This window comes from Amycolatopsis sp. QT-25 (genome assembly GCF_029369745.1).
Lineage (GTDB): Bacteria > Actinomycetota > Actinomycetes > Mycobacteriales > Pseudonocardiaceae > Amycolatopsis.
On sequence record NZ_CP120210.1, the window covers coordinates 766,702 to 791,895 of the forward strand.

Consider the following 25,194-nt stretch of genomic DNA (forward strand, 5'->3'; position numbering starts at 1 on the left):
TCGCGGTTAGCCCGCTGAAGTCGACGTGACTCAGGTCACATCGGCCCCTCGTGTTGCGGTAGTTCTCGAGATGGCCTCGCCTTGGCGATTTCCCGCCGTTCATCGGCCCAGGTCCAGCGTCGTTCAGTGCGATTTCCCTTTCCTGGCAAAGAGATTTCCGGTCTCGGATGTGACAGGTCCGGTGATCGCCCCCGGTTCGCTTGACAACCGCTGCGCCACCCGGTGTACTGGAGTCATCGAACAAGCGTTCGAAGTGTCGCCTTCCCCGCGGCGCGTCCGGAGCCGTCCACGGAGGACGGTCCAGAGGTCGTGGGGAGGCGGGTCCGTTGACAGCGGAGGTGGTCGAGGCACGGGCCTTGCCGTTGGCGAGGCTGGCGGCTTTGCCAGGAGTGAGCACGGCCAGTGGCGTGGCTTCCGTGGCCGAACACGCGAGGACGACGGGAAGGGTGCTCCCGGTGTCCCCGGCGTTGTCCGGTCTGCTGCCCGCCGCGGGGCTCCGGCGCGGGAGCACCGTTTCGGTGCTGGGGTCCACGTCACTGATGCTCACCCTGCTCGCCGCCGCGACCGCCGGCGGTGCGTGGGCGGTCGCGGTCGGCCTGCCCGCGCTCGGGGTGGTCGCCGCCGCGGAACTCGGGGTCGAGGTGGGCAGGCTAACGCTGGTCCCCCGCCCCGGTGCCGAGTTCCCGGCGGTGACCGCGGCCCTGCTCGACGGCTTCGATCTCGTGGTGGTCGGTCCGGGGCTGGCCCGGCCCGACGTGGCGAGGCGGCTGTCCGCCCGCGCGCGCAACCGTGGTTCGGTCCTGCTTTCGCTGGGTCCCTGGCCCGGTGCGGAGGTCGAGCTGAGCTGTCGTCGTTCGCGCTGGACGGGCTTCGACGGCGGTGGCGCGGGCCATCTGCGTACCCGTGAGGTCGAGGTGCGGGCCGGTGGCCGGGGTGCGGCCGCCCGGCCGAGGTCGGCCCTTCTGCGCTTTCCCGGTGAGGGCGAGGCCGAGCGAACCGGCTTCCCCGCGACCAGGTGGGGGACGGCATGAACCCGCCTGTGCGCATGCTGGTGCTGTGGTGCCCGGATTGGCCGGCGGTCGCCGCCGCGGCCGTCGCCGGCGAACCCGTCGGCCGCCCGGCCGCGGTCTTCTCGGTGAATCGTGTGGTCGCGTGCACCGCAGTGGCCAGGGGATACGGCGTCCGCCGCGGGATGCGGCGGCGCGAGGCCCAGTCCTGCTGCCCGGAGCTGGCGGTCTTCGGTGAGGACGACGGTCGTGACGCCCGGCTCTTCGAGTCCGTCGCACGGGCGGTGGAGGAGCTGGCCGTCGGTGTCGAGGTGGTGCGGCCCGGGATCGTCGCCGTTCCGGTCGAAGGCGCGGCCGGTTATTTCGGCGGTGAGCACGGCCTTTTGGAACGGCTGGTGGACGAGGTGTCCGTGGCGGCGGGGGTGGAAAGCCAGGTCGGCGTCGCCGACGGCCTGTTCGCCGCGACGCTCGCCGCACGTCGCTCGATGCTGGTCGGGCCCGGCGGGACGGCGGAATTCCTGGCCCCGCTGCCCATCCGCGAACTCGACCAGCCCGAAGCGGGCCGGGCCGAGCTGGTCACCTTGCTCAAGCAGCTCGGCCTTCGCACGTTGGGCGCCTTCGCGGCACTTGACGAAAGTGACGTCTCCGCACGCTTCGGGACAGAGGGGGTGCTCGCGCACCGGCTGGCACGAGGGCGGTCCGAACGTCCGCCGTCGCGCCGCCGTCCGCCGCCGGAACTTTCGCTCGCGAAGGCGTTCGACCCGCCGATCGACCGGGTCGACGCCGCCGCGTTCGTGGCGAAAGGGCTCAGCGAACGGTTTCACGCGGGGCTCGCCGCGCACGGGCTGGCCTGCACCCGGCTCGGTATCTACGCCACCACCGAGACCGGTGAACAACTCGGCCGGGTGTGGCGCTGTGCCGAGCCGCTGACTCCGCTCGGCGTCGCGGACAGGGTGCGCTGGCAGTTCGAAGGCTGGCTGAAAGCCAAGGACCGCCCCCATTCCGGGGTGGTGCGGCTACGGCTGGAGCCGGAGGAGACCGTCGAAGGACGGTCTCTGCAGCTCGAGTTGTGGCAGGCGGGCGCGACGGGCGTGCTGCGTCCGTCCACCGAGGACGAAGGTCTGTCCGGCGAGCGGGCCGGCCGGGCGCTGGTACGAGTACAGGGCCTGCTCGGTCCGGAAAGCGTCTTCACCGCGGTGCTCGACGGCGGCCGCGATCCCGCCGAGCGGGTCCGGCTGGTGCCGTGGGGCGACAGGCGGGAGAAGTCGGCACAGGCGGCCGCGAACTGGGCCGGGAGGCTTCCGTCGCCTTCTCCGGCCACAGTGTTCGTGTCACCGGTTCCCGCTCAGGTACTGGACGAGAACGGCCGCGCCGTGGAAATCACCGCGCGGCGCCGGGTCACCGCCGCACCGTTCCTCGTGAGCTTCGAGGGCGGTGAGCCGCGCGAGGTCCTCGCCTGGGCGGGGCCGTGGTTCGTCGGTGTCCGGGCCGGGGCGGGGCACGCGCGGTCGGGGACCCGGATGCGGTTGCAGGTGCTGCTGACCGACGGGGCAGATGCCGGGGAAGCGGTGCTGCTCCGCTTCGAACACCACAAGAAGCCGATGTGGACACTGGAAGGGAAGTACGACTGAACATGGACGAGGAGTACACGCGGCTGGTGCGTCGCTGGCTGGAGGAACCGGCCATCCCGGTGCAGCGTGCCGAGTCGGACACCGCTTGGGCGGCGTGCGTCCCGCGCGCGGAGGTGTTCGTCCCCGCACCGAGAAGCTCGACCGAGAACCGGTGACCGATGGGGTGGAACAACCCTCCTCGGCCGTGGAAGGACCTCGCTCGCGAGCTCGACGGCGAGGTCCCGCCCGGTGACGGTGGTGACAGCCCCGCGTGGAGTGCCAAGCGTGAGGGCTATCAGCCGCCCGCGGACCTGGCCGGGCTGATCGGTGACGACGACGGGGCCACCGCGTGCCGGGTGCCGTATGCCGAACTGCACTGCCATTCGAACTTCAGCTTCCTCGACGGGGCGAGCCATCCCGAGGAACTGGTGGAGGAGGCCGCGCGGCTGGGCCTGGACGCGATCGCGCTCACCGATCACGACGGCATGTACGGCGTGGTGCGGTTCGCCGAAGCGGCGCGGGAGCTGGGCGTGCACACCGTCTTCGGCACGGAGCTCAGTTTCGGCCTGTCCGGACCGCAGAACGGGTCCGCCGACCCCGAGGGCGAGCACCTGCTCCTGCTGGCCAAACAACAGGACGGCTACCTGAGCCTGAACCGGGCGATCACCGCCGGTCAGCTGTACGGCTTCGACAGGCAGTCGTCGTCCCCGAAGGAAAGGGCGGAAAAGGGCAGGCCGGTCTACGACCTGCGCGCGGTCGCCGAAGAGGTCCGCGGGAAGTGCGTCGTGCTCACCGGTTGCCGCAAGGGCGCGGTGCGTAGGGCGCTCGTCACCGAAGGCCCCGCCGCGGCCGTCGAGAGACTGAAGGAACTCATCGACTGCTTCGGTCGTGAAAACGTCTATGTCGAGCTCATCGACCACAGCCTTCCCTTGGACAGCACGCACAACGACCTGTTGAGTGACATGGCCGAGGAGTTCGGGCTTCCGACGGTGGCGACCACGGCCGCGCACTACGCCCGGCCGGAGCGGGCCCCACTCGCCGACGCGCTCAGCGCCATCCGCGCCCGGCGGGGCCTGGAGGACATGGAGGGCTGGCTGCCCGCCGCGGGAACGGCGTTCCTGCGTTCGGGGGAGGAGATGGCCGAGATCTTCGCGCGGTACCCGGGCGCGGTGCAGCGGGCGGCGCTGCTCGGCCGGGAGTGCGCCTTCGAACTCCACCACATCGAGCCGAAGCTGCCGCCGTTCGACGTTCCGGAGGGGTACACCGAAGCGTCCTATTTGCGGTATCTCACCAAGAAAGGCGCTGAGGAGCACGCGAAGAACAAGGACGAGGAATACCGCGAAAAAGCCGGGAAGCTGATCGACCACGAGCTGGAGATCATCCGGGAACTGGGCTTTCCCGGCTACTTCCTGATCGTCTGGGACATCGTGCGCTTCTGCCGGGACAACGACATCCTCTGCCAGGGCCGGGGTTCGGCCGCGAACTCGGCGGTCTGCTACGCGCTCGGCATCACCAAGGTCGACGCCGTGCGCTACGGCCTGCTCTTCGAACGGTTCCTCGCCCCGGATCGCGACGGCTACCCGGACATCGACCTCGACATCGAATCCGATCGGCGCGAGGAGGCGATCCAGTACGTCTACGAGAAATACGGGCGGCTGAACACCGCGCAGGTGGCGAACGTGATCACCTACCGGGCCCGGTCCGCGGTCCGTGACGCGGCGCGGGCGCTGGGGTACTCGCCCGGCCGGCAAGACGCCTGGAGCAAGCAGATCGATCGCTGGGGTGCGCTGCGCGCCACGGAAAAGGACCACGAGCACGACATCCCCGAGGAGGTCGTGGAACTCGCCTGCGCGCTCGAAGACTTCCCGCGGCATCTGGGTATCCATTCCGGCGGGATGGTGATCTGCGAGCAGCCGGTGAGCGAGGTCGTCCCGATCGAGTGGGCCCGGATGGAGAAGCGCAGCGTCGTGCAGTGGGAGAAGGAAGACTGCGCCGCGGCGGGGCTGGTCAAATTCGACCTGCTCGGCCTCGGAATCTTGTCGGCCCTGCATTATATGATCGACCTGGTTCGTGACCACAAAGGGGAAGAGGTCGACATCTCCGAATTGGATCTCAAGGATCAGAACGTCTACGAAATGCTTTGCCGCGCCGACGCGATCGGCGTCTTCCAGGTGGAGAGCCGTGCGCAGCTGGCCACCCTGCCTCGCTTGCGCCCCAAGAAGTTCTACGATCTGGCCGTCGAGGTCGCGCTCATCCGGCCCGGCCCGATCCAGGGTGGTTCGGTGCATCCCTACATCCGGCGCAAGAACGGCCAGGAGAAATGGGATTTCGACCATCCGAAGCTGGTCAACGCGCTGGAAAAAACCCTCGGCGTTCCGTTGTTCCAGGAACAGATGATGCAGATCGCCCTCGACGTCGCCGATTTCACCCCGGCGGAGGCGGATCAGCTGCGGCACGCGATGGGGTCGAAACGTTCCGAGTACAAGATGGAACGGCTCAAACGGCGTTTCCTCGAAGGCGCCGCGAAGAACGACATCGAGGGAGAGCTCGCCGAGAAGATCTTCGGCAAGCTCAAGGCGTTCGCGAACTTCGGTTTCCCGGAGAGTCACGCGCTGAGTTTCGCCCTGCTGGTGTTCGCGAGCGCCTACTTCAAGTACTACCACCCGGACGCGTTCCTGGCAGGTTTGCTGCGCGCGCAGCCGATGGGGTTCTACTCGCCGCAGTCGCTGGTCGCCGACGCGCGGCGGCACGGGGTGCGGGTGCTCGGCCCGGACATCAACGCGAGCCTCCCGCACGCGACGCTAGAACCCCTGCCGGAAGGGGGAAGGCTGCTCGCCGTGCGGGGTGGCCTGTCCACCGTGCGGATGATCGGCGAGAAGCTGGCGAAGAAGATCGTCGAGGAACGGGAAAGCGAAGGCCCGTTCGCGGATTTGGCCGAGGTCGCCCGGCGCGTACGGCTGACCGAACCGCAGGTCGAAGCGCTGGCCGCGGCAGGCGCGTTCGGCTGCTTCGGCGAGACCAGGTGGAGCGCGCTCTGGGCGGCGGGCGCGGTCGCCGACGAAAGCCCGGAGAAGCTGCCCGGCCTCACCACCGGGGTCAAGGCGCCGATGTTGCCCGGCATGGACGAAATCGACGTCGCGGCCGCGGACGTCTGGGCCACCGGGGTGTCGCCGGACAGCTTCCCGACCCAGTTCATCCGGGAGCACCTCGACGGACTCGGCGTCGTCACGGCGGCGGGTCTGCGCGAGGTCCCGCACGGCACCCGGGTGCTGACCGGGGGTGCGGTGACCCATCGCCAGCGGCCGGCGACGGCGGGCGGTGTCACCTTCATGAACCTCGAAGACGAGACGGGGATGATCAACATCGTTTGCCCGGTGGGGGTGTGGCAGCGCTACCACCGGGTCGCCCGCGGCAGCCCCGCGCTGCTGATCCGCGGCGTGGTCGAACGCACCGGCGAGGTGGTGAACGTCCTCGCCGAACAGATCCGGCACCTGCCGCTGCGGATCACCGCCAAGTCCCGTGACTTCCAGTGAACCCTCTTGACGATCATCGGAGGGGCGTGCTCAGATTGCTCCAGCGTCGCAGTGCACCCGGCAAAGAGACCGTCGCGGGCATGGAGGCGCCGGACCATGGGAAATCATGGAAACCCCCTCTCGGACGAACGGCCGGTTGACGGCGTTCGGAAATCAACTCGTTCAGGTTCACAATTGGCTGCGCAAGGAACTGGCCACGCTGCACGACGACCTCGAATCGGTCGCGGCAGGGCGCGCCGAGCGGCTGCGTGACCTGCGGGCACATTGCCTCACCTTCTGCTCGGCGCTGACCAGGCACCACACTGGCGAGGACGGCGGCGCTTTCCTTGTCCTGGCGAAGAAATTTCCTGAGCTGCGCCCGGCACTCGAAGAGCTCGCACACGATCACGACGTCGTGACAGGCATCCTCGAACGGCTCGAAGAGCTGGTCGCCGGAGTCGGCCCGGCGTCGAGTCAGGCCGAGATCCTGCACGTCCAACGGGAGCTGGACGGGCTCACGGCGATCATGGAAACGCATTTCCGCTACGAGGAGAAGCGGATCGTCGAGGCGCTCAACTCGCTGGACATGCCGGAATGGCACGAGAAGAAGCCGCCTTTCCTGCTCGAAACCCATTAGGACACGATCTGTCCTATACGGGCTCTAGCGTTCTTCTCAGCGCACCACGACGACTGAGGAGAACTCGATGAGCAACCCGATCCCCGACGGCTACCACTCGGTCACCCCGTGGATCATCTCCCGCGACACCGCGGGTGTGATCGACTTTCTCGACCGCGTCTTCGACGCCGAGCCACTGGGTGACCCGGTGTACGTCGAGGGCGGGAAGATCGGGCACGCCGAGGTCCGGATCGGTGATTCGGTCGTCATGCTGTTCGACGCGCGGGACGACTGGGTCGACACTCCGGCGTACTTGCGGCTCTACGTCGAGGACAGCGTGGAGACGCAGCGCCGGGCCGTCGAGGCGGGTGCCGAAGAGGTGACGAGGCAGACCGAGCTCTTCTTCGGCGACCGCGTCGGCCGGGTCCGCGACCCGTTCGGCAACCTGTGGTGGATCCAGACCCGGCTGGTCGACCTCGACTACCCGGAGATGGAACGCCGGATGAACGACCCGAAGTTCATCGAGGCCATGCGATACGTCTCCGGCGCGGAGATCGTCCCGAGCCGCTGAACTCGGCAGGGTGGTGTTCGCGCACGGAGATGAGCCGGCGGATCGCCACCCACTTCGGGGAAACCCTGGGGAGTACGAAGACGGCGAAACAAGGCGCCCCGCGCGAGGTTCGACAGGATCACCTGGGTTTGAACGGGTATGCGATCCTGGACGGGTGATCGAAACCACGGAGGCTCAGCCGGACGAATTCTCAGCGGGAAACAGTGCTTCGAATTTCCGAGAAGCCGATCTTTCCCAGCAGTGGTGGGAGAAACGCAGTTTCGTCGGCGGTGATTTCACCGAGGCGGACCTGCGTGGCCTGCGCACCCAGGGCTGCACCTTCGACCAGTGCGATTTCACCAAGGCCGACTTCGAGGGCTCGCGTCACGAGGCGTCCGCGTTCCGCTCGTGCACCTTCGACCGCAGTGTGCTGGCGGGCACGCGGTGGAGCTCCTGCTCGATGCTCGGATCGTCCTTTGTGGACTGCCGGTTCCAGAAGATCGCGTTCACCGAATGCGATCTCTCGCTGGTCTCGCTCGGCAAAGCGCGCTTGTCCAAAGTGGACTTCGGTGGCCTGCGCCTGCGTGAGGCGAACCTGCTCGAAGCGGACCTGACCGGCGCCGACCTCCGTGGTGCGGATCTGACCGGGGCGCGGCTGGCCGGTGCGAAACTCGAGGGCGCGGACCTGCGCGGCGCGCGGCTCGACGCCAACGGCCTGGTGCAGGCGAACCTCGCCGGTGTCCACGTGGACACCGAGACCGCGATCGCCTACGCCGCCGCGCACGGCCTCGTCATCCACTGACCCCCGGGTGCAAGGAAAGGTCCTTTCCTGGCAAATTTTGCGAGGAAAGGTCCTTTCCTTGCAGAACGGGTCAGTCGATCGGCGGTTCGCCCGGGTCCAGCTCGATGAGGTCGCCCTCGGCGAGCAGCTCCTCGATGGACGCCGGCAGCAAGTACGCCGAACCGCCACCGGGCTGGTTGAACCACGGGATCGCGACACCGGCGAGCGCTTCGAGCGGACGCTGCACGCGGTACACGTGGTACGGCCGGTTCACCCACTCCGGCACGAGCGAGCGCTCCTCGAACGGCGTTCCGGCCGCGTAGGTCAGGTTGCCGGTCGGGCCGCCGAAGCGGTCCAGTTCGCTGCCCGCGGGCAGCTCGCGCAGCTCCTTGCCGCGGAACAGCGTCAGCGGCGGCTCGCCGTTGAGCGGCGAGATCGGCCAGTTCTGCTTGGCGTCGGGCGCTCCGGCGGCGTTCGCCGCGACCGGCGGACGGGCCTGCTCCTCGCGCCGCATCGGCGGCGGAGGCGGCGTCAGCGGCGGTTCGCGCCGCGGCGGGAGCGGGGGCGGCGGGAGCGGGGGCGGCGGGCTCGCCAGCACCGGATTCGGCCGCACCGGGGGCGCGGGCGGGACCGGTGCTGGGGCGGGCTCGTCGTCCGCATCGTCGCCGAGCAGTTCCGCGGCCGTCGTGAACGCCGTCTGCTCCTGTGCCGGGATCGACTCCCGCGGCGGTACCGGATGCGAACCGGTGGCGATCTCGGGGGAGAGCGTCGCCAGCACAGGCGGCGCCGGAGCCTGCTCTTCGACGGGCCGCTCTTCGACAGCGGGCTGTTGTTCCTCGGGAGGCGGAGCGCCGTTCGGGTTCAGCAAAACCTTGCCGAGCATGAACGCGGCCGCGTCTTCGGCGTCGCCGAACACCGCCGGATTGGCCAGCTTCCCGTCGTACCAGCCGACCCGCCAGCCGCCGTCGACCTGCTCGACACTCCAGCCGTGCTCGGTGGGGGAGCCGATGCGGTAGACGTCTTCGGGCACGTCGAGGTCGTCGAACTTCGCCTGCAGTTCGTTCAGCACCGGCACGGGGTGCCCGGCGCGACGCGGACGTTCCGGGGCCGCGCGGCGCGGCTCGGGTTCGGGGCGGGACACGGGCACCGGCGGCGGGGCGTCGACCTGCGTGACCTCGTTGTCCGACGGCGGGGGCGAGTCCGGCTCCGCGTCGTGCGTGAGGAGGGGCAGCTCAGGACCGGCGTCGGCCTGCTCGACCGGCGTGTACCCGGCGGTCGTCTCCTCCTCGGGCGGTGCGTACGGCTGGTCTTCTTCCTGCCGGGCGTACGCTTCCCGCTCCTCCGCGAGAGGCGGCTCGTAGGCGTCGACCTGTGCCGGCCGCGCGTACGTGGTGGCCTCCGGGTCGGCGATCCGCGGTTCCGGCGCGGGTTCGGCGCGCTGCGGCGACGCCTCGTCCTGCCGGGCCTCGTCGGCGTACGCGTCCTGTTCGGACTCGTGGAACTGCGCTTCGTCGTGCGCGTACGGGTCTTCGTACTGCTGCTCGGCGGCGACCTCGTGGAAGTCCTGCGCTGGGTAGTCCTGGGTGTCGTAGTCCTCTTCGTATCGCTGGGCCTGTTCGGCCTGCTCGGGAATGGTGGACTCGGCGGAGGGAACGGCCGCCGCCGCCGCGACCGGTGCCGCGGCGGACGCGGCGGCGGCTGCCTGATCCGGGCCCTGCTGATGCGGCGGCGGGACCGGCGGCTGAGCGGCCTGGTTCGGGCCGGGGCCGGGCTGTCCGGGAGCACCCTGGTTGGCCTGCTGAGGCGGCACCGGGCCGTTCTGCGGCGGACCCTGCGGAGGCGGGCCCGCGGGCACGCCGTTGGGGCCACCCGGGCCACTGGGACCGTTGGGGCCGCTGGGGCGCTGCTGCGGGGGCTGATTCCCCCGCGTGAGATACCCCGCCGCGGCTTGCAGCGTCGGGGCGTCGACCTCGGGCAGCGTGAACTCGTTCTGCCGGACGTGGTCGATCAGGTCGAGTTCCGGCGAGACGCCGTACTCGCGCAGGTAGAAGTTCACGGCGGCGGGCCAGATCCACTGCCCGTCGCTGTGGAAGGCGACCGGGACGGTGGCCTCGGGGGTCTGCGCGAGCCGGTCGATGTCGTAGCCGCGTTCGGTGACCACCAGCGGCGCGCGGTCGAGGTAGTCGAGCAGCCTGTCCTGCTCCTCGATCTCCAGGTCGGGCCGGTCGATCACCGGACGACCGGCCGGGCCGATGGTGTCGAAGATGCGGGCGATGCGGAAATGCGGTCCGGGCTGCTCGGGGCCGAGGCCGGACATGCGCCGGATCAGCCATTCGGGCACGTTCTCCTCGGAGCGGGGGAACATGCGCAGTTCGTCGGAGAGTGCCTGCGGAGGCGGCGCGAGGCGCCACTGGGGCTCGTCGCGGTTGTACTCGAGGTTGTAGCTGGACGGGTGATCGAGCTGGTAACGGGCGTTGAACCAGGTGCCACGGCCGTCGCGATACATCCCGGCGCGGAGCCTGCCGAACAGCGTCGCGATGTCATGGGTCGCGACCCACTCGTGCGCGGTGCCGTCCTCGGTGATGATCTCGCCGGTCATCTCGTGGTACCTGCCGACGGCTCGGTACTCGGCGGTCACCTTCCGCCAATCACGCGGTGCGGCCCGCAGCAGGGCGAGGCCGATCTGTTTGACCAGGGTGTCCTGCTCGGTCGCGTTCAGCTGAGTCGTCGGTTGTGCCACGGTCACATTTTGACCGTATCCGGGCTCGCGTGCACCCCGCATGTGGGTTTTGCCGCTATTGACTCTTCGGGAAGACGCCCTGACCTGGTGTCTGCTCACTCACCCGGGATACTGACGGCGTGAACGGATCTGCCCGCGAGACCCTGAAGGACGAGGACTGATGGCGGTGGCCGGACAGCGGCGTGACCGTGGGGCACTGCTCCATCACCTGCCGTTCCTGGTGGTGATGCTGGTGGTGGCCGTGGCCGCCTTGCGGATCGGCCAGTACCACTGGCGGCAGGGGGCCGCGCTGATCGGCGGCGCGCTGATGCTCGCCGGCCTGCTCCGGGCGGCCCTGCCCGAGGCGAAGGCCGGGCTGCTGGCGATCCGGGGCAAGCCGGTCGACGTCCTGACCTACGCCGCGCTCTCCGTCTTGATCTTGTTCATCGCGTTCACGATCATCGGTGGACCGCTGTCCTGACTCGGCTCAGGAGGACATGGCGGGGCTGAGCCGTGCTTCGCGGCGGTCCAGCCCGCCGGAGACCACGGCCAGCGACAGCCCCAGGACGGCCAGCGACGCGCCGACCCAGTTGGGCGCGACCAGGCCGAGGCCGCCCGCGATCACCAGGCCGCCCAGATAGGCGCCGATGGAGTTCGCGATGTTGAACGCCGACTGCACGGCCGCGGAGACCAGCGACGGCGTCCCGCCCGCCTTCTCCATGACCCGGGCCTGCATCATCGGGCCGATCATGAATCCGGAGAGGCCGACGAAGAAGATCGTCACCGCCGCGCCGACCTTGCCGTTCGCGGTGACGGTGAAGATCGCCAGCACCGAAGCGAGCCCGATCAGCGCGACGTAGAGGCCCGGCATCAGCGCCTTGTCGGCGAGCCTGCCGCCGAGGTAGTTGCCGATCGTCATGCCGACCCCGGCCAGTGAGAGCAACAGGGTGACGTTCGACGGCGAGTAACCGGTGACGTCGGTCAGCATCGGCGCGATGTAGGACAGGCAGGCGAACACGCCGCCGAGACCGAAGGTGACGATCGCGAGCGCGAGCCACACCTGCGGGCGGCGGAAGGCGCCGAGCTCGCCACGCAGCGACGGCTCGACCGGTTTGCCCTGGTGGGGGATCAGTTTCGCGATCGCGGACATGGCGAGCAGGCCGATCACGGCCACCACACCGAAGGTCGCGCGCCAGCCGACCTTCTGGCCGAGCAGCGTCCCCAGCGGCACGCCGACGACGTTGGCCAGGGTCAGGCCCATGAACATCATCGAGACGGCCTTCGCGCGTTCGCCCGGCTTGGCCAGGCTGGACGCGACGACGGCGCCGGCGCCGAAGAACGCGCCGTGCGGCAGGCCGGCGAGAAACCGGAAGGCGACGCCGAAACCTTGGTTCGGCGAGAGCGCGAAGAGGGCGTTGCCGAGGGTGAACAGCCCCATCATCGCCAGCAGCATCGTCTTGCGCGGCAGCCGGACCGCGGCGGCGGTGAGCAGTGGGGCACCGACGACGACGCCGAGGGCGTAGCCGGAGATGAGGTAGCCGGCGGACGGGATCGACACGCCGAAATCGGCGGCGGCTTCGGGCAGCACACCCATCATGACGAATTCGGTGGTCCCGATGCCGAAGGCACCGATGGCGAGCGCGAGCAGCGCGACGGGCACGGCTCTCCTTCCGTGGGTCGTACAGGAGGTAAACGATTACTCGCCCCGCGTCGCGGAGGGGGAGCTGAATCGATTTAGGTCTCGGACATAAAAGAAGACAGCGCGTGCGTCCTCGCTGTCCTGTGTCCAGTTCAACCGATCGAGGGGCCTTTGTCATCCCGGTTTTCGGGTGAGGCTGCCCACCCTCCACGGCGCGCGGCGAGCACTCCCTGGAGCAGTCCGAGGGACGAATTCGTCGAGATCGTTGCGGCGCAAGGAGTTATAGCGGGCGGTGCCCTGACGGCGGCCCGTGATGATGCCCGCTTCGCGCAGGGTGCGCAGGTGATGGGTGAGTGTGGACTTGGTCACGGCGACGGGGAAACCACTGCACGAGATCTCGGTGCCGGACGCGGCCGGCTGGGCGGTCGACCCGCCGATCCGGCACCGGCTGATCGAGCCGTCCCGCCAGAACGCCGGGCTCTCCGAGCCTGGTCGGGGGAGCCGTGCACAGTGGCGGCGGCCCCCTCTTGCTGCCCGAGATCACGGCGATCCTGACCGCGATCGGCGCGGCCGTGATCGTGGCGGCCCGGAGGAACCGCCCGTGCCGGTCGGGCGACGCCTATTCGGCGCGAGACTGGACTTCGCAGTCGGAGCCGGGAAAGCCCAGCCCTCGTGTCCGTCCGCGAACCGGACCGCCGCGCTGCCCGGCCGAGCCGCCCGTTCGCCTGCATGAGAAATCACCTTCGACACTGCAAGGTAAGGAAACGTCGGGGCGATCCCGCTACAGTGTCGTCATGATCCTCGAAATGCTTGGAGGCGCGACGCCTCACGTCCGGTGAGCCCGTCGATCCGCGTCCGGACGCCTTCGGAACTGCGTGCGGCCAGAAGAAGGAAATCCCATCCCTGCTGGGGACATCTCGTCGCGGCACCGCTGTGGCCACTGCACGGCGCGAACCTCGGCACCCTGCTCAGGACCTGCGACGCGGTCGGCGCCTGTCTCGCCGTGCCGAGGTTTCCGTGGGTACCGGAGGCGTTACGCCGCGGGAACACGTTGCGGCGCCCGGCTTGTGTGCACTGGGTGCACGACCCGCCGGGCTGGCTGGCGCGGGAGCGGGCGGCGGGCACGGCGATCGTCGGTGTCGAACTCGCCGAAGAGTCGGTGCGCCTCGCCGATCTCCCGGCCGCACGAAGCCGGACGATCGCCGTGCTCGGCCATGAGCAGCACGGCATTCCGCCGGATGCGCTCGATCTTCTCGACACAGTTGTCGAGATTCCCATGGTGGGTACCGGCGCGAGTCTCAACGTCGCCGTCGCGGGCAGTCTCGTCTTGTACAAATTGGCGGGCCTGCTGTGACCTTCGTCGATAGGCTGGCCGGATGACCGACGTACTCGACAAGGTGGCCGGGAAAAGCGGCGAATTGGTGCTTCGCCGGGCCGGAAAAGATTTCGAGGTCATCGCCAACGGCGTCTTTCTGATGGACACCCGAAACGGTGAATCCGAACGGTTGCTCGTCTCGGTGGCGGCCGATCTGGTGCCGGGCAAGGCGCGGATGCTGATCGGTGGCCTCGGTGTCGGCTATTCGCTGCGCGCCGCGCTCGACCACCCCGGTGTCGGCGAGATCGTGATCGTCGAGCGCGAGCCGGCCGTCGTCAAGTGGAACCGCGAGGGTCCGCTCAAAGAGGTTCATGATGACGCGCTGTCCGACGACCGGGTCACCCTCGTCGAGGCCGATCTGGTGAAATGGTTGCGCCATACGGAAGAGCGGTTCGACGCGCTCTGTCTGGACATCGACAACGGTCCTGAGTGGACGGTCACCGACGGCAACGCGAAACTGTACTCGGACAACGGCCTGGACATGCTCGCCGCGCGGCTGCGGCCCGGCGGCGTGCTCGGCGTGTGGAGTGCCGAGTCGGTGCCGTCCTTCGCGAAGCGGTTGCGGGCGCGGTTCGGTGAGGTGCGGGAGCTGAAGATCCCGGTTCCGCAAGGAGAACCGGACGTGCTGTGGTTCGCGCGGGTGTAGCGGACGCGGCGCGGGCCAACGCGCGCTGGTGTGACCCGGTGTGCCAGATGGGCACTTTCAGCGCTCGCGTCTGGAGGTCGGCTCGCCGCACACGGGCTTCGAGGTGCTCTTCGAAGCCACGTGGGTCACCCGTACGGTTCAGATGCCGCTCGAACCGGGTTGAGCCCGCGTCGATCGCTGGACTGTCCGCTTCGTGCACTCAGAGTGATCTGGACGGGGCCTGGGCGCGGCGCGGCCTCGGCCGTCGCGGCGAGTTTTCCGGGCTTGCCGATCACCGGCTACGAACACGGCGGTGATTTCGACGCCGCCCTCCGCAACGTCTAAACGGCTCTGAGGCCGTTGCGGGTTTGGCTGAAATGATCGCCGCATGGAGATCACCACCTGGCACCTCGAGCAGACCTCACCGTACGACCTGAGCGCGGCCAAGCCGCCTGCCGTCCCGGTGACGGTCACCCGCGCCGAGTTGGTCAGCCCGGAACTGAACCGCTACCTCTACACCGCCGTCGGCGGCGACTGGTTCTGGATCGACCGGCTCGGCTGGACGTGGACGCAGTGGATCGAGTGGCTGGATCGGCCGGGCGTCGAGACGTGGGTGGCGTACGCGCAAGGGACGCCGTGCGGCTACTTCGAACTCGACGGCGCTGTCGACGGTGGTCTTGATGGCACGGTGGAACTCGCGTACTTCGGCCTGATGCCGTCCTTCTTCGGGAAGGGGCTCGGCGGGCACTTGCTGACCGTCGCGCTGCGAGAGGCGTGGGCGCTCGCGGAGCGCTGGCCGGACAAGGCGACGACGCGCCGAGTCACGGTGCACACCTGCACCACGGACGGCCCGGCCGCATTCAAGAATTACCGGGCACGCGGCTTCCGGCTGTTCCGCACCGAGGTCGAGCAGACGGAACTGCCCACCGAGACACCGGGACCGTGGCCTGGAGCCGCGAAGAGGTAGCTACTTCGCGGGAACCTTGGCGGCGGCCTTCGCCGCCTTCTTGAACGCCCGCACCTCGCCGAGGGTCTTCGCGTCCACGACGTCGGCGATCGACCGCCGCGAGCCGCGGTCGCCGTACGAGCCGGTGGCCGCGCGCCAGCCCTTGGGCTGGACGCCGAGCTGCTTGCCGAGCAGCGCGAGGAAGATCGCGGCCTTCTGGTCGCCGAAGCCGGGCAACGCCTTGAGCCGCCGGAGGACTTCGGGGCCGTCCGGCTTGGGGCGGCCTGCCGTCCAGATTCCCGCCGCGTCCCCGTCGTAGACCTCGACGACGTGCTGGGCGAGCTCTTTCACCCGCCGGGCCATCGAGCCGCCGTAGCGGTGGATCGCGGGCGGGACCACGCAGAGCTCGACGAAGGTTTCGGTGTCCATCGCGTGGATCTTCTGGAGGTCGAAACCGTCCATCCGGTCCGCGATCTTCTGCGGGCCCCGGAACGCGTGTTCCATCGGGAACTGCTGGTCGAGGAGCATCCCGACGAGCAGGGCGAACGGGTCTTCGGTCAGCAGCCGGTCCGCTTCCTCGTCCCCGACCAGGTGCAATGCGCGCGTCATGCGCCCAGGATCTCACGACCGGGTCACCGTGCGCGCCCTCATCCGCGCGGATCGACCAGCAGGTCCGCGGCCGCGGTGAGGACGGCGGCCGACACCGCGGCCAGTGCGGGCGAGTCGAGTTTCCACTGTTGCCAGAACAGCGGCACGTCGATCGGATGGTCCGGGGCGAGACAGGCGAATGTGCCGTCCCGCAGGCGGTCGCCGAGCTGTGCGAGCGGCACCATGCCCCAGCCCATCCCGGTCGCGACGGCGTCGAAGAATCCTTCGGACGAGGGAACGTAGTGCCGCAGCGGACTGGCGATCGTGCCGCGCTCTCGGGCGAAGCGGTCCTGAAGGTCGTCTCGACGGTCGAAGACGACGACGGGTGCTTCGGCGAGGTCGAGGTCCGTACCGAGGGCCGGGCTCGCGACGGCCAGGTAACGCATGTGCCCGAGCCGGTGCACGGAACATCCGGCGACCGGATCGGGTGACGACGTCACCGCGGCCATCACCAGGCCTTCACGCAGCAGGGTGGTGGTGTGGTCCTGATCCTCACGGTGCAGTTCGAAACAGATCTTCTGAGCGGCGGGCACCCGGGTCAGTGCCGGCAGGAACCACGTCGCCAGCGAATCGGCGTTCACCGCGATCGGCAGCCGGACCGGTTCGTCGCCAGCGGTCAGGCCGAGTTCGGCCCGGGTGTCGGCCTCCAGCAACGCCAGCTGGCGGCCGAACCGCACGACCGCCTGCCCGGACGCGGTGAGACGCACCGGTTTCGTACGCATCAGCAGCACCCGGCCGGCGCGCTGTTCGAGTGCCTTGACGCGCTGGCTGATCGCCGACGGCGTCACGTGCAACGCCGAGGCTGCCGCGTCGAACGTGCCTTCGTCGGCGACGGCCAGCAGCGTGCGGACCAGGTCGAGAGGCAGCTCGCTCATCATGAGCGCTAACGTTACGTAAGAATCTTTAGCTGTACTGTCGATGCCTCGGTTTCTACCGTGGCCGATATGGGAGATGTTCTGTTCAGCGCGGTCGCCGGGTTCGGCGCGACCATGGCCCTCATCGTCGCGATCGGCGCGCAGAACGCTTTCGTGCTGCGGCAGGGCATCCGGCGCGAAGCCGTGCTCGTCGTGGTGCTGATCTGCATCTTCTCGGACGCCGTCCTGGTGAGTCTCGGCGTCGGCGGGGTCGGCGCCCTGGTGGGGACCTCACCCGAAGCGCTGACCATCGGCGCCCTGGTCGGCGGCGCTTTCCTGCTCTGCTACGGCGCTCTCGCGGCCCGTCGGGCGTTCAAGCCGGCGGCACTGGAAACCGGTGGCCCGGAGACCGGCGGATCCCTGCGCCGCATCGTGCTGACCACGCTGGCGATCACCTGGCTGAATCCGCACGTCTACCTCGACACCCTGCTCCTGCTCGGCGCGATCGCGGCCGGACACGGCGATGACCGATGGGCGTTCGGTGTGGGAGCGGTGTCGGCCAGTGTGCTCTGGTTCCTCGCGCTCGGTTTCGGCGCGCGGCTGCTCAGCGGGTTCTTCCGCAAGCCGTCGTCGTGGCGGGTGCTGGACGGTCTGGTCGCCGCGACGATGATCACCCTCGGCGTGGCACTGATGGCCAGTGCCTGATCACGGCAGCCGGGCCAGTTGTCCGGCGGTGAGCACGAGATCGGCCGCGGCCGCCGAATCGCGGATCGTCGCCGGCCTCGTCGAGCCGGGGATCGCGATCATCGACGGCGACTTCGCGAGCAGCCAGGCCAGGCACACCCGGTGCGGGCTGATCCCGAGCTCTTCGGCCACGGTGAGGAACTCCCCGCCGATCCCGCGAAGCGGCCCCACGGCAGATAGGCGAGCCCGAGCTCGGTGCACAGAGCCAGTTCCGGTTCGTGCGACAGCTGTGCGGGCGCATGCTCGTTCTGCACCGAAACGAGTGTCCCGCCGAGGATCTCCCGCGCTTCCATGATGTGCGCACTGGACACATTGGACAGTCCGGCGAGCCGGATCTTGCCCTCGTCGGCCAGCTCCTTGATCGCGCCGACGGATTCCGCCCACGGCACGTTCTCGTCGGGTTTGTGCAGCTGGTAGAGCCCGATCGCGTCGACGCCGAGCCGTTTCAGCGAACCCTCGCAGGCGTTCTTGAGGTGCGCGGGTGTCCCGGTGACGGTCCACGAGCCGTCACCGGGACGGCCGCGGCCGCCTTTGGTCGCGACGAGTACCGCGTCCGACCCGCTGTGGTTTGCCAGCGCTTCGGCGATCAGCACCTCGTTGTGACCGACTTCGCCCGCGTGCCAGTGGTAGGAGTCGGCCGTGTCGATCAGCGTGACACCGGCGTCGAGCGCGGCGTGGATCGTGGCGAGCGCGCGGTCGCGGTCCGGCCGGCCCTCGATCGACAGCGGCATCGCGCCCAGTCCGATCGCGCCGACCTCGACGTTTCCGATGCGGCGGTAATGCATGTGGTCAAGCCTTTCTGGCGGCTTCGACGGCTTCGCTGAGCCAATCGGTGGAGGTGGAGAAAGAGAAGCCGAGACCGGCCGCGCGTGAGGTGTCCAGGACGGCGTACCGGTCGAAGGAGAACGGCGAGGCGTCCCGCTCGACGGTCCGGAACCGGGGCTCGCCCGAAATCGCCCGGGCGATGTCCACGACGGAAAGCTCGCCGCGGGAACCGGCGTTGACCGGCCCCGTGAAGTCGGCGATCACCGCCCAGGCCAGGAAAGCCGCGATCTCACGCGCGTGGACGAACGTCGACGGCCGCGGTTCCGCGTGGATCGCCACGGCGTCCCCCGCGTCCAGCCGTTCGACGTAATGCCGCAGCCGACCGGTGAAATCGTCGCCCCCGAGGACGTGCGCGACCCGCACCGAAGCGAACGGCGTGTCTCCCACCGCGAAGACCGTCTCGGCCTGCCGCTTGCCTTCGCCGTAGTGTGCTTCGAGGAAATCCTCGTCGTGCCACGGAAGTCCGAAGTCGGGCGTCGAGCGGGAAATCAGCGCCTCGGTCATCGGGGTCTCCGCCCGGACCTGGTCGTAGACCTCGATCGTGGACGTCATCACGTACCGGCCCGCACGGAGGACGCGGCGCGCGATCGCCGCCTGGACCGGGGTGTAGCAGACCTGGTCCAGCACGACGTCGAAGGAACGCGAACCCAGCGCGGCCTTCAGCGCGGCTTCGTCGTCGCGGTCGGCGATCAGGTGGGCGACGCCGGAGGGCGCCGGAGTGGAGCCGCGGTTGAGCACGGTGACGTCCAGCCCCCGGTCGCGAAGCCGCTCGACCACCTCGCGGCCGAAGTACCGGCTCCCGCCCAGCACGAGCACTTTCTTCATGTCCACCAGTGTTATGGTGGTGATCCGGTCGGTTGAAGGGGATGACATGGGTGAATCGGCGGAATTGCTGAAAGAACCTCGGCCGCATCGTGGTTTCACCGAAAGCTCACTGGATGTGATCGACAGGCGACTCCTCGAACTTCTTCAGGAGGAAGGCCGCATCACCTTGAGCGAGCTCGGGCGGCGTGTCTCGCTGAGCCCCGCCGCTGTCGGCGAGCGCGTCAAACGGCTCGAAGCCGACGGCACGATCACCGGCTACGCGGCGCTCGTCTCGCCGTCCGGGGTCGGCCTCGGACTGCGGGCGTTCGTGCGGATGGCGCCGCACAGCGGTTTCACCGTCCGGCATCCGCGCACCCGGAAGATCATGGACCGGCCGGAAGTCCTCGAACTGCACCACGTGGTGGGGGAGGACTGCTGGATCCTCAAGATCGCCGTGCGCGACACCGATCACCTGGAAGATCTGCTGGAGGATCTGTCCACGCTGGGCGCCACGACGACGTCGATCGTCATGTCCAGCCCGATCGAGCGGCGTGTGTTGCTGCCCTTGTGATCCGGCACAAGGGGCGGCGCCCCACCCTGGTCGTTCCACCGGTTTCGCTCGCCGGTTTGTGACGCATGATGGCACGCCTCACATACCGACGAGTAACCGGAAGAAGGGATGCGGGCTCGGGTCACCACTGCGGTGCCGCGAAGACCAAAGGATCCTCACCACGCTTGTCGCGGCTTTGACGTTCACGATCACCGTCCCTGGCACGACCGACATCGTGGTGCAGGACCGCTGCGGCGCGGACGTTGCCGGGCAGCTGAGCCTGGCGATCGATCCGAACGTGACGAGCCTGATCCTCCAGGCGCTCGACCCGGAAGGCGCTCCCGCGCCGAAGTGCGTGCCGTTCTTAGCGCCACTGTCACACGCTGTAGGTCTCAGGGCCGGGTCGCGTGCACCACGAACACCGACCGGGTCCGGTCCGGCGTTTCGACGTCGAGGCGTTTCACGGTCACCTCGGTGAAACCCGCTTCGGAGGCCAGTTCCGCCGCCTCGTCCTCGGTTTCCGGCAGCGTCAGATCGGTGGGGACGATGGCGGCGAACGCCTCCGACGGCCGGAACGCCGACGCGAGCGGCAGGCTGAAACCCACCCTGCCGCCCGGGCGCAGCGCCCGCAGCCAGTCGCGGAGCGCGGCCGCGCCGAGGAAGTGCAGCGAAGACGCGCACAGCACGGCGTCCGCGCCTTCGTCCTCCACCGGCGACGGAACCGCCGATGCGACCTGCCAGGTGATGAGCCCGCCGGGATCGTGCGTGGCCGCCTTCGACTCGGCCTGGGCGATCATGCCCGGCGAGATGTCGATCGCGAGCACTTCACTCGGCTCCAGGCGCAGCGCGGCGAACGCGGCCACGCCCGTACCGGTCGCGACGTCGAGAACTCGCCCGGGCGCCACAAGGCCGAGGCCATCGACGAGCGCGTCGGCGACGAGGCCGTGAAAGCCGTCTTCGTCGTAGTGCGCGGCGATGCCGTCGAACAACCCGGCCGCGAGCTCCTCGCTCACGACGGCGACCTTGTCCGGGAGGCGGCGCCTGCCGGCGAAACCCAGGTCGACGCGGTGATACCAGCACAGTTCCGGGTCACCTTCGAGCCAGCACAGCAGGACGTCGACGCCGTCGAGTTCGGCGGGGAAGTCGATCAGGAGCGGAGCGAACCCCTTCAGCTCCGCGCCCGTCCGCTGGACGGTCGTCATCAGATCGTCCAACCTGGCCTGCGCGGCCTTCCACTCCGGCATCCCGCCGAGCGCGGTCTCCCGGCCGCCGGGACGCAGGGACGCGGCGAGTTCGGCCGCGTCGGCGCGAAGCCGGACCAGCTCGTCGAGCACGGGGCGTAGCCGGACGAGCTCGGCGCGGGCTTCGGGAACGGTGAACAGACCCATGCGCCGATGGTCCCAGCCCGTTCAGCGGCGCCGCCGGGCGAGTCTCGACGCGAGGCCCGCGCCGATCAGGAGGAAGCCCGTCGCGAGCAGTCCGCCGATGAAGAGCCAGCTCGTGACGCCGTGGGTGACGTCGTTCCGCGGCAGGTACTTCACCAGCCGGAAGCCCCATTCCGGGACCGCGATGGTCGCCACGCCGGGCGCGACGCCCCAGACGAGACCGCCGAGGATCGGTCCGGTCGCCGACAATGCGCCGAGCAGCCCGACCGCCAACAGCAGGAGGCCGCCGCCTGCGAGCAGGCCGATGCTCAAGACGTCACGCTGGTTGCCGAGCGTCGCCTGGACGAGCATCTGCTGCCGCAGGCCGCCCCAGGACAACAGGCCGAGCGCGACCGGCGTCAGGATGAGACCGCCCGCGCCGCTGAGGACGCGACGCACGCCTCTGCCCGCGCACGGGTCTTCGGCGCCCAGGTCGTCGTCGAAGGGCGGCTCGTACGGTTCGTACGACTCGACGTCCTCGTACGGCCTCCGCGGGTCTCGCGGGTTTCCGGGGTGCTCGTACTCGCCGTACTCCTGGTAGTCCTCGTCGTCGTACTCCGCGACGTACCGGTGCGATGACATGGCGGGTCACCTCCCTTACCCGCACTACGGAGGTCAGCCCCCTTCGGTTCACTTCGATCTCCGCGGCGCGCGTTCAGCCCGCTAAACGCGATTCGAGCGGCGCCGCGCGAGGGTGCCGACCAAACCGGCCCCGACGAGCAGGAATCCACTCGCGAACAGGGCGCCCATCACGAGCCACGTCACCAAGCCCGTCCCGAGGCTCGCCCCGGTCATGTCGTAGGTGAGGCTCATGATGTCCTGCGGGCTCAGCAGGAACGTCAGCCCCGGCAGCACGCCCCACATCAATCCGCCCACTACGGGCCCGATCCCGGACAGCACCCCGAGGAGCGCGACGCCGAGCAGGAGCACACCGCCGAGGGCCAGCAAGAACAGGTCGAGCGGGTCTTCACCGACGGACAGATACTGCGAGAAGCCGCGCTGCAGCTCTGAACCGCCGTAGATCACCAGGCCGAGAGCGACAGGTGTCAGCAGCACTCCGCCGAGCGCGCTGAGCACGCGCGGCACGGCCCGGCTCGCTTGCCTAGGCTGAGCGCCGTAAGGCTCCGGGGCCTGAGGCTGTTCGTACGAGGGCACGGCGTAGGGGTTGTTCGTCATGGGACCGCCCTTTCCGGTGGGCCGGCGGAGGAGTGCTGTTCGATGATGTCGCGGCCCGCGCGGCTCCGTGACGGTCGGATGGCCGTCGCCCGACCGGTGACGTCGGTCACAACGGCCTCGTGGAGACTTGATACCGCCCACTACCGGAACCATCCAGGACCGTTAAGCAGTACGCTTGTACCGCTACCGGAGAGACTGAAGAAGAACGCGAAGATCCGCGGAAGGAGCACCGCTGCTCATGGCCAAGATCAAGGTCCAGGGCACCGTCGTCGAGCTCGACGGCGATGAGATGACCCGCATCATTTGGCAGTTCATCAAGGACAGGCTGATCCACCCGTACCTTGACGTGAACCTGGAGTACTACGACCTGGGTATCGAGGAGCGAGACCGCACCGACGACCAGGTCACCGTCGACTCGGCCAACGCGATCAAGAAGCACGGCGTCGGCGTCAAGTGCGCCACGATCACGCCGGACGAGGCGCGCGTCGAAGAGTTCGGCCTGAAGAAGATGTGGCTCTCGCCCAACGGCACGATCCGCAACATCCTCGGCGGCGTGATCTTCCGCGAGCCGATCGTCATCCAGAACATCCCGCGGCTGGTGCCCGGCTGGACCAAGCCGATCATCATCGGCCGTCACGCGCACGGTGACCAGTACAAGGCGACCAACTTCAAGGTCCCCGGCCCCGGCACGCTGACCATCAGCTACACCCCGGACGACGGCTCCGAGCCGATGGAGTTCGAGGTCGCGAAGTTCCCCGAGGGCGGCGGCGTCGCCATGGGGATGTACAACTACCGCAAGTCCATCGAGGACTTCGCGCGCGCCTCGCTGCAGTACGGCCTCGACCGTGAGTACCCGGTCTACATGTCGACCAAGAACACCATCCTCAAGGCCTACGACGGCATGTTCAAGGACGTGTTCGAGGAGATCTACCAGGCCGAGTTCAAGGCCGACTTCGACGCCAAGGGCATCTCCTACGAGCACCGCCTCATCGACGACATGGTCGCCGCGGCGATGAAGTGGGAGGGCGGCTACGTCTGGGCCTGCAAGAACTACGACGGTGACGTCCAGTCCGACACCGTCGCGCAGGGCTTCGGGTCGCTGGGCCTGATGACGTCGGTGCTGCGCACCCCGGACGGCAAGACCGTCGAGGCCGAGGCCGCGCACGGCACCGTGACCCGGCACTACCGCCAGCACCAGCAGGGCAAGCCGACCTCGACCAACCCGATCGCGTCCATCTACGCGTGGACCAGGGGCCTCGAGCACCGCGGCAAGCTGGACTCGAACCCGGAGCTGATCGGGTTCGCGAACAAGCTGGAGCAGGTCGTCGTCGAGACCGTCGAGAGCGGCAAGATGACCAAGGACCTCGCGCTGCTGATCAGCAAGGACCAGGCATTCCAGACCACCGAGGAGTTCCTCGCGACGCTGGACGCCAACCTGGCCGAGAAGATCGCCCAGGGCTGAGTCTTTCGTCAAGTACGTGAAGGCCCCCTTCCCTCGCCGGAAGGGGGCCTTCACGTACTTGTGACGGTGGGTAGTACGCCCGCCGGCCCGTTGGCGCCTCCGGGTGGTTGGCAATTCTGGAGCTGGGCGGCCGCCCCGGCTTCTGCCACTCTGGACCGGACGGAAAACGATTCCCTTGTTCGAGGAGTGACCATCATGGCCATCTCGAAACCGGTCCTGTTCGTCGGTGGCGGACTGGCGCTGCTCGTCGTCGTCGCCATCTCGGGACAGGACAGGGAGTCCAGCGCGTCGAGCCCGACCGGGTGCCAGGTGGTGGTGACGGCCGACGTGCTCAACGCGCGCGACGCCCCCGCTGGGCAGAAGATCGTCGGCAAGTACGTGAAGGACGCGAAGATCGACGCGCTGCCGGTGGTGGAGAACGGCTTCCGCAAGGTCGCCGAGGGCAAATGGGTCTCCGCCGAGTTCGTGACCCCGGTCCAAGGCGCCCAATGCGGCCCGTGACCTGCGGCTTCGCGTTTAGCCCCCTAACCGCGATCTGCCCCCTGACCTGCGGGATCGCGGTCAGGCCGCTAAACGCAAGTGGGCACCTTCCTCGGCCGCCAGCACCTCACCGCTGAACTCCTTCCGCGCTTCGGCGACCGAAACCTCGCGGTCGGAGCCTGGCCAGAAGTGGGTCAGCAGCAGCCCCTGGGCACCCGCGCGCTCGGCCCAGTACCCGGCCTCACCCGCCTTCGACACCAGGCGCGGCGTCTCGTCGGGCGAAGGGCCCTGCACCGTGGCGTCCGTGATGACCAGGTCGGCGTCGCGCGCCAGCTCCGCCAGGATCGGGCTCGGCCCGCTGTCCCCGGTGTAGGCGACGGTGAGGCCGGGCGCGGTCAGCCGGACGCCGTGGTTCGGGACATGTGCGGCAACAGGAACGTCGTCATCCGGAACGGCCCGACCTCGCGCGGCGAGCCGAGGTCGTACACGTCGAAGATCGTCGTCGGATGCGGCCGCGGTTCCATCGCTTCGAGCCGCCGCACCGTGCCCGGCGTGCAGTGCAGCGGGATCCTCGGCTCGTCCGGCAGCCCGAAGGCGCGGGCACGTCCGAGCGCGCTCACGTCGGCGCAGTGATCCGGGTGTTCGTGTGTCACCACCACCGCGTCGACCCGGCCGCCGGGACAGTGTGCGAACAGCCGTGACGCGGCGCCGTAACCGAGGTCGAGTACGACCTTGAAACCCTCGTGGACCAGGAGGAAGCCGGGCGCAGGCCCGCCCCGGTTCCGGCCAGGCGCCGCAGCTGCCCGGCACGGTCAGCTCACTCAGGCGGGCAGTCTCGCAGAACGCA

At 69.0% G+C, this 25,194-nt stretch carries 25 protein-coding genes and 2 pseudogenes; 15 read left to right on the forward strand and 12 right to left on the reverse strand.

Going from position 1 to position 25,194, the window contains the following annotated elements; translation table 11 throughout:
* Positions 1-326 precede the first annotated feature (326 nt).
* From P3102_RS03830 to P3102_RS03860, 7 genes are all read left to right on the forward strand, one after another.
* Complete coding sequence (locus P3102_RS03830) at positions 327-1,031, forward strand: hypothetical protein (protein ID WP_276366557.1); 705 nt, start codon at positions 327-329, stop codon at positions 1,029-1,031.
* A complete protein-coding gene (locus P3102_RS03835) occupies positions 1,028-2,638 on the forward strand; it encodes a DNA polymerase Y family protein (RefSeq protein WP_276366558.1) in 1,611 nt (536 codons plus the stop codon). The genes P3102_RS03830 and P3102_RS03835 overlap by 4 nt, the downstream gene beginning before the upstream one ends.
* A gap of 2 nt (positions 2,639-2,640) precedes the next feature.
* Positions 2,641-2,793, forward strand: a complete 153-nt coding sequence (locus P3102_RS03840) for a hypothetical protein (protein ID WP_276366560.1) — start codon at positions 2,641-2,643, stop codon at positions 2,791-2,793.
* A gap of 3 nt (positions 2,794-2,796) precedes the next feature.
* On the forward strand, positions 2,797-6,150 hold the full coding sequence (locus P3102_RS03845; protein ID WP_276366561.1) for an error-prone DNA polymerase: 3,354 nt from the start codon (positions 2,797-2,799) through the stop codon (positions 6,148-6,150).
* A 106-nt stretch (positions 6,151-6,256) separates the two neighbouring features.
* Entirely contained in the window at positions 6,257-6,766 is a 510-nt protein-coding gene (locus tag P3102_RS03850) for a hemerythrin domain-containing protein (RefSeq protein ID WP_276366563.1), read from the forward strand.
* A 67-nt stretch (positions 6,767-6,833) separates the two neighbouring features.
* Positions 6,834-7,316 carry a VOC family protein gene (locus P3102_RS03855; RefSeq protein WP_276366564.1) on the forward strand — a complete coding sequence of 161 codons (483 nt, stop codon included), beginning with the start codon at positions 6,834-6,836 and terminating at the stop codon, positions 7,314-7,316.
* A gap of 157 nt (positions 7,317-7,473) precedes the next feature.
* The gene (locus P3102_RS03860; protein ID WP_276371611.1) at positions 7,474-8,097 is read left to right on the forward strand and encodes a pentapeptide repeat-containing protein; all 624 of its coding nucleotides are present in this window, start codon (positions 7,474-7,476) and stop codon (positions 8,095-8,097) included.
* 70 nt (positions 8,098-8,167) lie between these two features.
* On the opposite strand, the gene P3102_RS03865 is transcribed toward P3102_RS03860, so the two are convergent.
* Entirely contained in the window at positions 8,168-10,822 is a 2,655-nt protein-coding gene (locus tag P3102_RS03865; RefSeq protein WP_276366566.1) for a glycohydrolase toxin TNT-related protein, read from the reverse strand.
* 154 nt (positions 10,823-10,976) lie between these two features.
* On the opposite strand from P3102_RS03865, the gene P3102_RS03870 reads away from it, so the two are divergent.
* A complete protein-coding gene (locus tag P3102_RS03870) occupies positions 10,977-11,276 on the forward strand; it encodes a DUF3017 domain-containing protein (RefSeq protein WP_276366568.1) in 300 nt (99 codons plus the stop codon).
* Positions 11,277-11,282: 6 nt separating this feature from the next.
* Here the strand turns inward: P3102_RS03870 and P3102_RS03875 are convergent, their stop codons facing one another.
* Together P3102_RS03875 and P3102_RS03880 are read right to left on the reverse strand one after the other, a co-directional pair.
* Positions 11,283-12,455, reverse strand: coding sequence for an MFS transporter (locus tag P3102_RS03875; RefSeq protein WP_276366569.1), 1,173 nt, complete (start codon positions 12,453-12,455; stop codon positions 11,283-11,285).
* Between the two features lie 131 nt (positions 12,456-12,586).
* Positions 12,587-12,848 (reverse strand): annotated as a pseudogene (locus tag P3102_RS03880) (helix-turn-helix domain-containing protein); the annotation flags it as partial.
* A 421-nt stretch (positions 12,849-13,269) separates the two neighbouring features.
* Between P3102_RS03880 and P3102_RS03885 the strand changes: the two are divergent.
* From P3102_RS03885 to P3102_RS03895, 3 genes are all read left to right on the forward strand, one after another.
* Positions 13,270-13,788, forward strand: a complete 519-nt coding sequence (locus tag P3102_RS03885; RefSeq protein ID WP_276366571.1) for a TrmH family RNA methyltransferase — start codon at positions 13,270-13,272, stop codon at positions 13,786-13,788.
* Between the two features lie 22 nt (positions 13,789-13,810).
* Positions 13,811-14,455 (forward strand): spermidine synthase, encoded by a 645-nt coding sequence (locus P3102_RS03890; RefSeq protein ID WP_276366573.1) that lies wholly within the window; start codon positions 13,811-13,813, stop codon positions 14,453-14,455.
* A 367-nt stretch (positions 14,456-14,822) separates the two neighbouring features.
* On the forward strand, positions 14,823-15,401 hold the full coding sequence (locus tag P3102_RS03895; protein WP_276366575.1) for a GNAT family N-acetyltransferase: 579 nt from the start codon (positions 14,823-14,825) through the stop codon (positions 15,399-15,401).
* On the opposite strand, the gene P3102_RS03900 is transcribed toward P3102_RS03895, so the two are convergent.
* Positions 15,402-15,989: an HhH-GPD-type base excision DNA repair protein gene (locus P3102_RS03900; RefSeq protein ID WP_276366577.1), complete on the reverse strand. Its 588-nt coding sequence runs from the start codon at positions 15,987-15,989 to the stop codon at positions 15,402-15,404.
* Between the two features lie 38 nt (positions 15,990-16,027).
* Positions 16,028-16,906 carry a LysR family transcriptional regulator ArgP gene (locus tag P3102_RS03905; RefSeq protein ID WP_276366580.1) on the reverse strand — a complete coding sequence of 293 codons (879 nt, stop codon included), beginning with the start codon at positions 16,904-16,906 and terminating at the stop codon, positions 16,028-16,030.
* 66 nt (positions 16,907-16,972) lie between these two features.
* Between P3102_RS03905 and P3102_RS03910 the strand changes: the two genes are divergently transcribed.
* Positions 16,973-17,587: a LysE/ArgO family amino acid transporter gene (locus P3102_RS03910; RefSeq protein WP_276366581.1), complete on the forward strand. Its 615-nt coding sequence runs from the start codon at positions 16,973-16,975 to the stop codon at positions 17,585-17,587.
* On the opposite strand, the gene P3102_RS03915 is transcribed toward P3102_RS03910, so the two are convergent.
* From P3102_RS03915 to P3102_RS03925, 3 genes are read right to left on the reverse strand one after another with little or no spacing between them, the layout of a single operon-like run.
* Positions 17,588-17,758: an aldo/keto reductase gene (locus P3102_RS03915; RefSeq protein ID WP_346660157.1), complete on the reverse strand. Its 171-nt coding sequence runs from the start codon at positions 17,756-17,758 to the stop codon at positions 17,588-17,590.
* Positions 17,686-18,411 carry an aldo/keto reductase gene (locus tag P3102_RS03920; RefSeq protein WP_276366585.1) on the reverse strand — a complete coding sequence of 242 codons (726 nt, stop codon included), beginning with the start codon at positions 18,409-18,411 and terminating at the stop codon, positions 17,686-17,688. The genes P3102_RS03915 and P3102_RS03920 overlap by 73 nt, the downstream gene beginning before the upstream one ends.
* Before the next feature lie 4 nt (positions 18,412-18,415).
* Entirely contained in the window at positions 18,416-19,276 is an 861-nt protein-coding gene (locus P3102_RS03925; RefSeq protein WP_276366586.1) for an NAD-dependent epimerase/dehydratase family protein, read from the reverse strand.
* A 46-nt stretch (positions 19,277-19,322) separates the two neighbouring features.
* On the opposite strand from P3102_RS03925, the gene P3102_RS03930 reads away from it, so the two are divergent.
* Positions 19,323-19,826, forward strand: a complete 504-nt coding sequence (locus P3102_RS03930) for an Lrp/AsnC family transcriptional regulator (RefSeq protein ID WP_276366588.1) — start codon at positions 19,323-19,325, stop codon at positions 19,824-19,826.
* A 371-nt stretch (positions 19,827-20,197) separates the two neighbouring features.
* Here the strand turns inward: P3102_RS03930 and P3102_RS03935 are convergent, their stop codons facing one another.
* The 3 genes from P3102_RS03935 to P3102_RS03945 all read right to left on the reverse strand — a co-directional run bounded on the left by P3102_RS03935 (position 20,198) and on the right by P3102_RS03945 (position 22,405).
* Positions 20,198-21,193: a DUF2203 family protein gene (locus P3102_RS03935; RefSeq protein ID WP_276366590.1), complete on the reverse strand. Its 996-nt coding sequence runs from the start codon at positions 21,191-21,193 to the stop codon at positions 20,198-20,200.
* A gap of 21 nt (positions 21,194-21,214) precedes the next feature.
* Positions 21,215-21,811, reverse strand: coding sequence for a hypothetical protein (locus P3102_RS03940; RefSeq protein WP_276366591.1), 597 nt, complete (start codon positions 21,809-21,811; stop codon positions 21,215-21,217).
* An 81-nt stretch (positions 21,812-21,892) separates the two neighbouring features.
* Positions 21,893-22,405, reverse strand: a complete 513-nt coding sequence (locus P3102_RS03945) for a hypothetical protein (protein ID WP_276366593.1) — start codon at positions 22,403-22,405, stop codon at positions 21,893-21,895.
* 238 nt (positions 22,406-22,643) lie between these two features.
* On the opposite strand from P3102_RS03945, the gene P3102_RS03950 reads away from it, so the two are divergent.
* On the forward strand, positions 22,644-23,867 hold the full coding sequence (locus tag P3102_RS03950; RefSeq protein ID WP_276366595.1) for an NADP-dependent isocitrate dehydrogenase: 1,224 nt from the start codon (positions 22,644-22,646) through the stop codon (positions 23,865-23,867).
* A gap of 195 nt (positions 23,868-24,062) precedes the next feature.
* Positions 24,063-24,368, forward strand: a complete 306-nt coding sequence (locus P3102_RS03955) for an SH3 domain-containing protein (protein WP_276366596.1) — start codon at positions 24,063-24,065, stop codon at positions 24,366-24,368.
* Between the two features lie 60 nt (positions 24,369-24,428).
* On the opposite strand, the pseudogene P3102_RS03960 reads toward P3102_RS03955, so the two are convergent.
* Positions 24,429-25,172: pseudogene (locus tag P3102_RS03960) on the reverse strand (MBL fold metallo-hydrolase).
* Between the last annotated feature and the right edge of the window lie 22 nt (positions 25,173-25,194).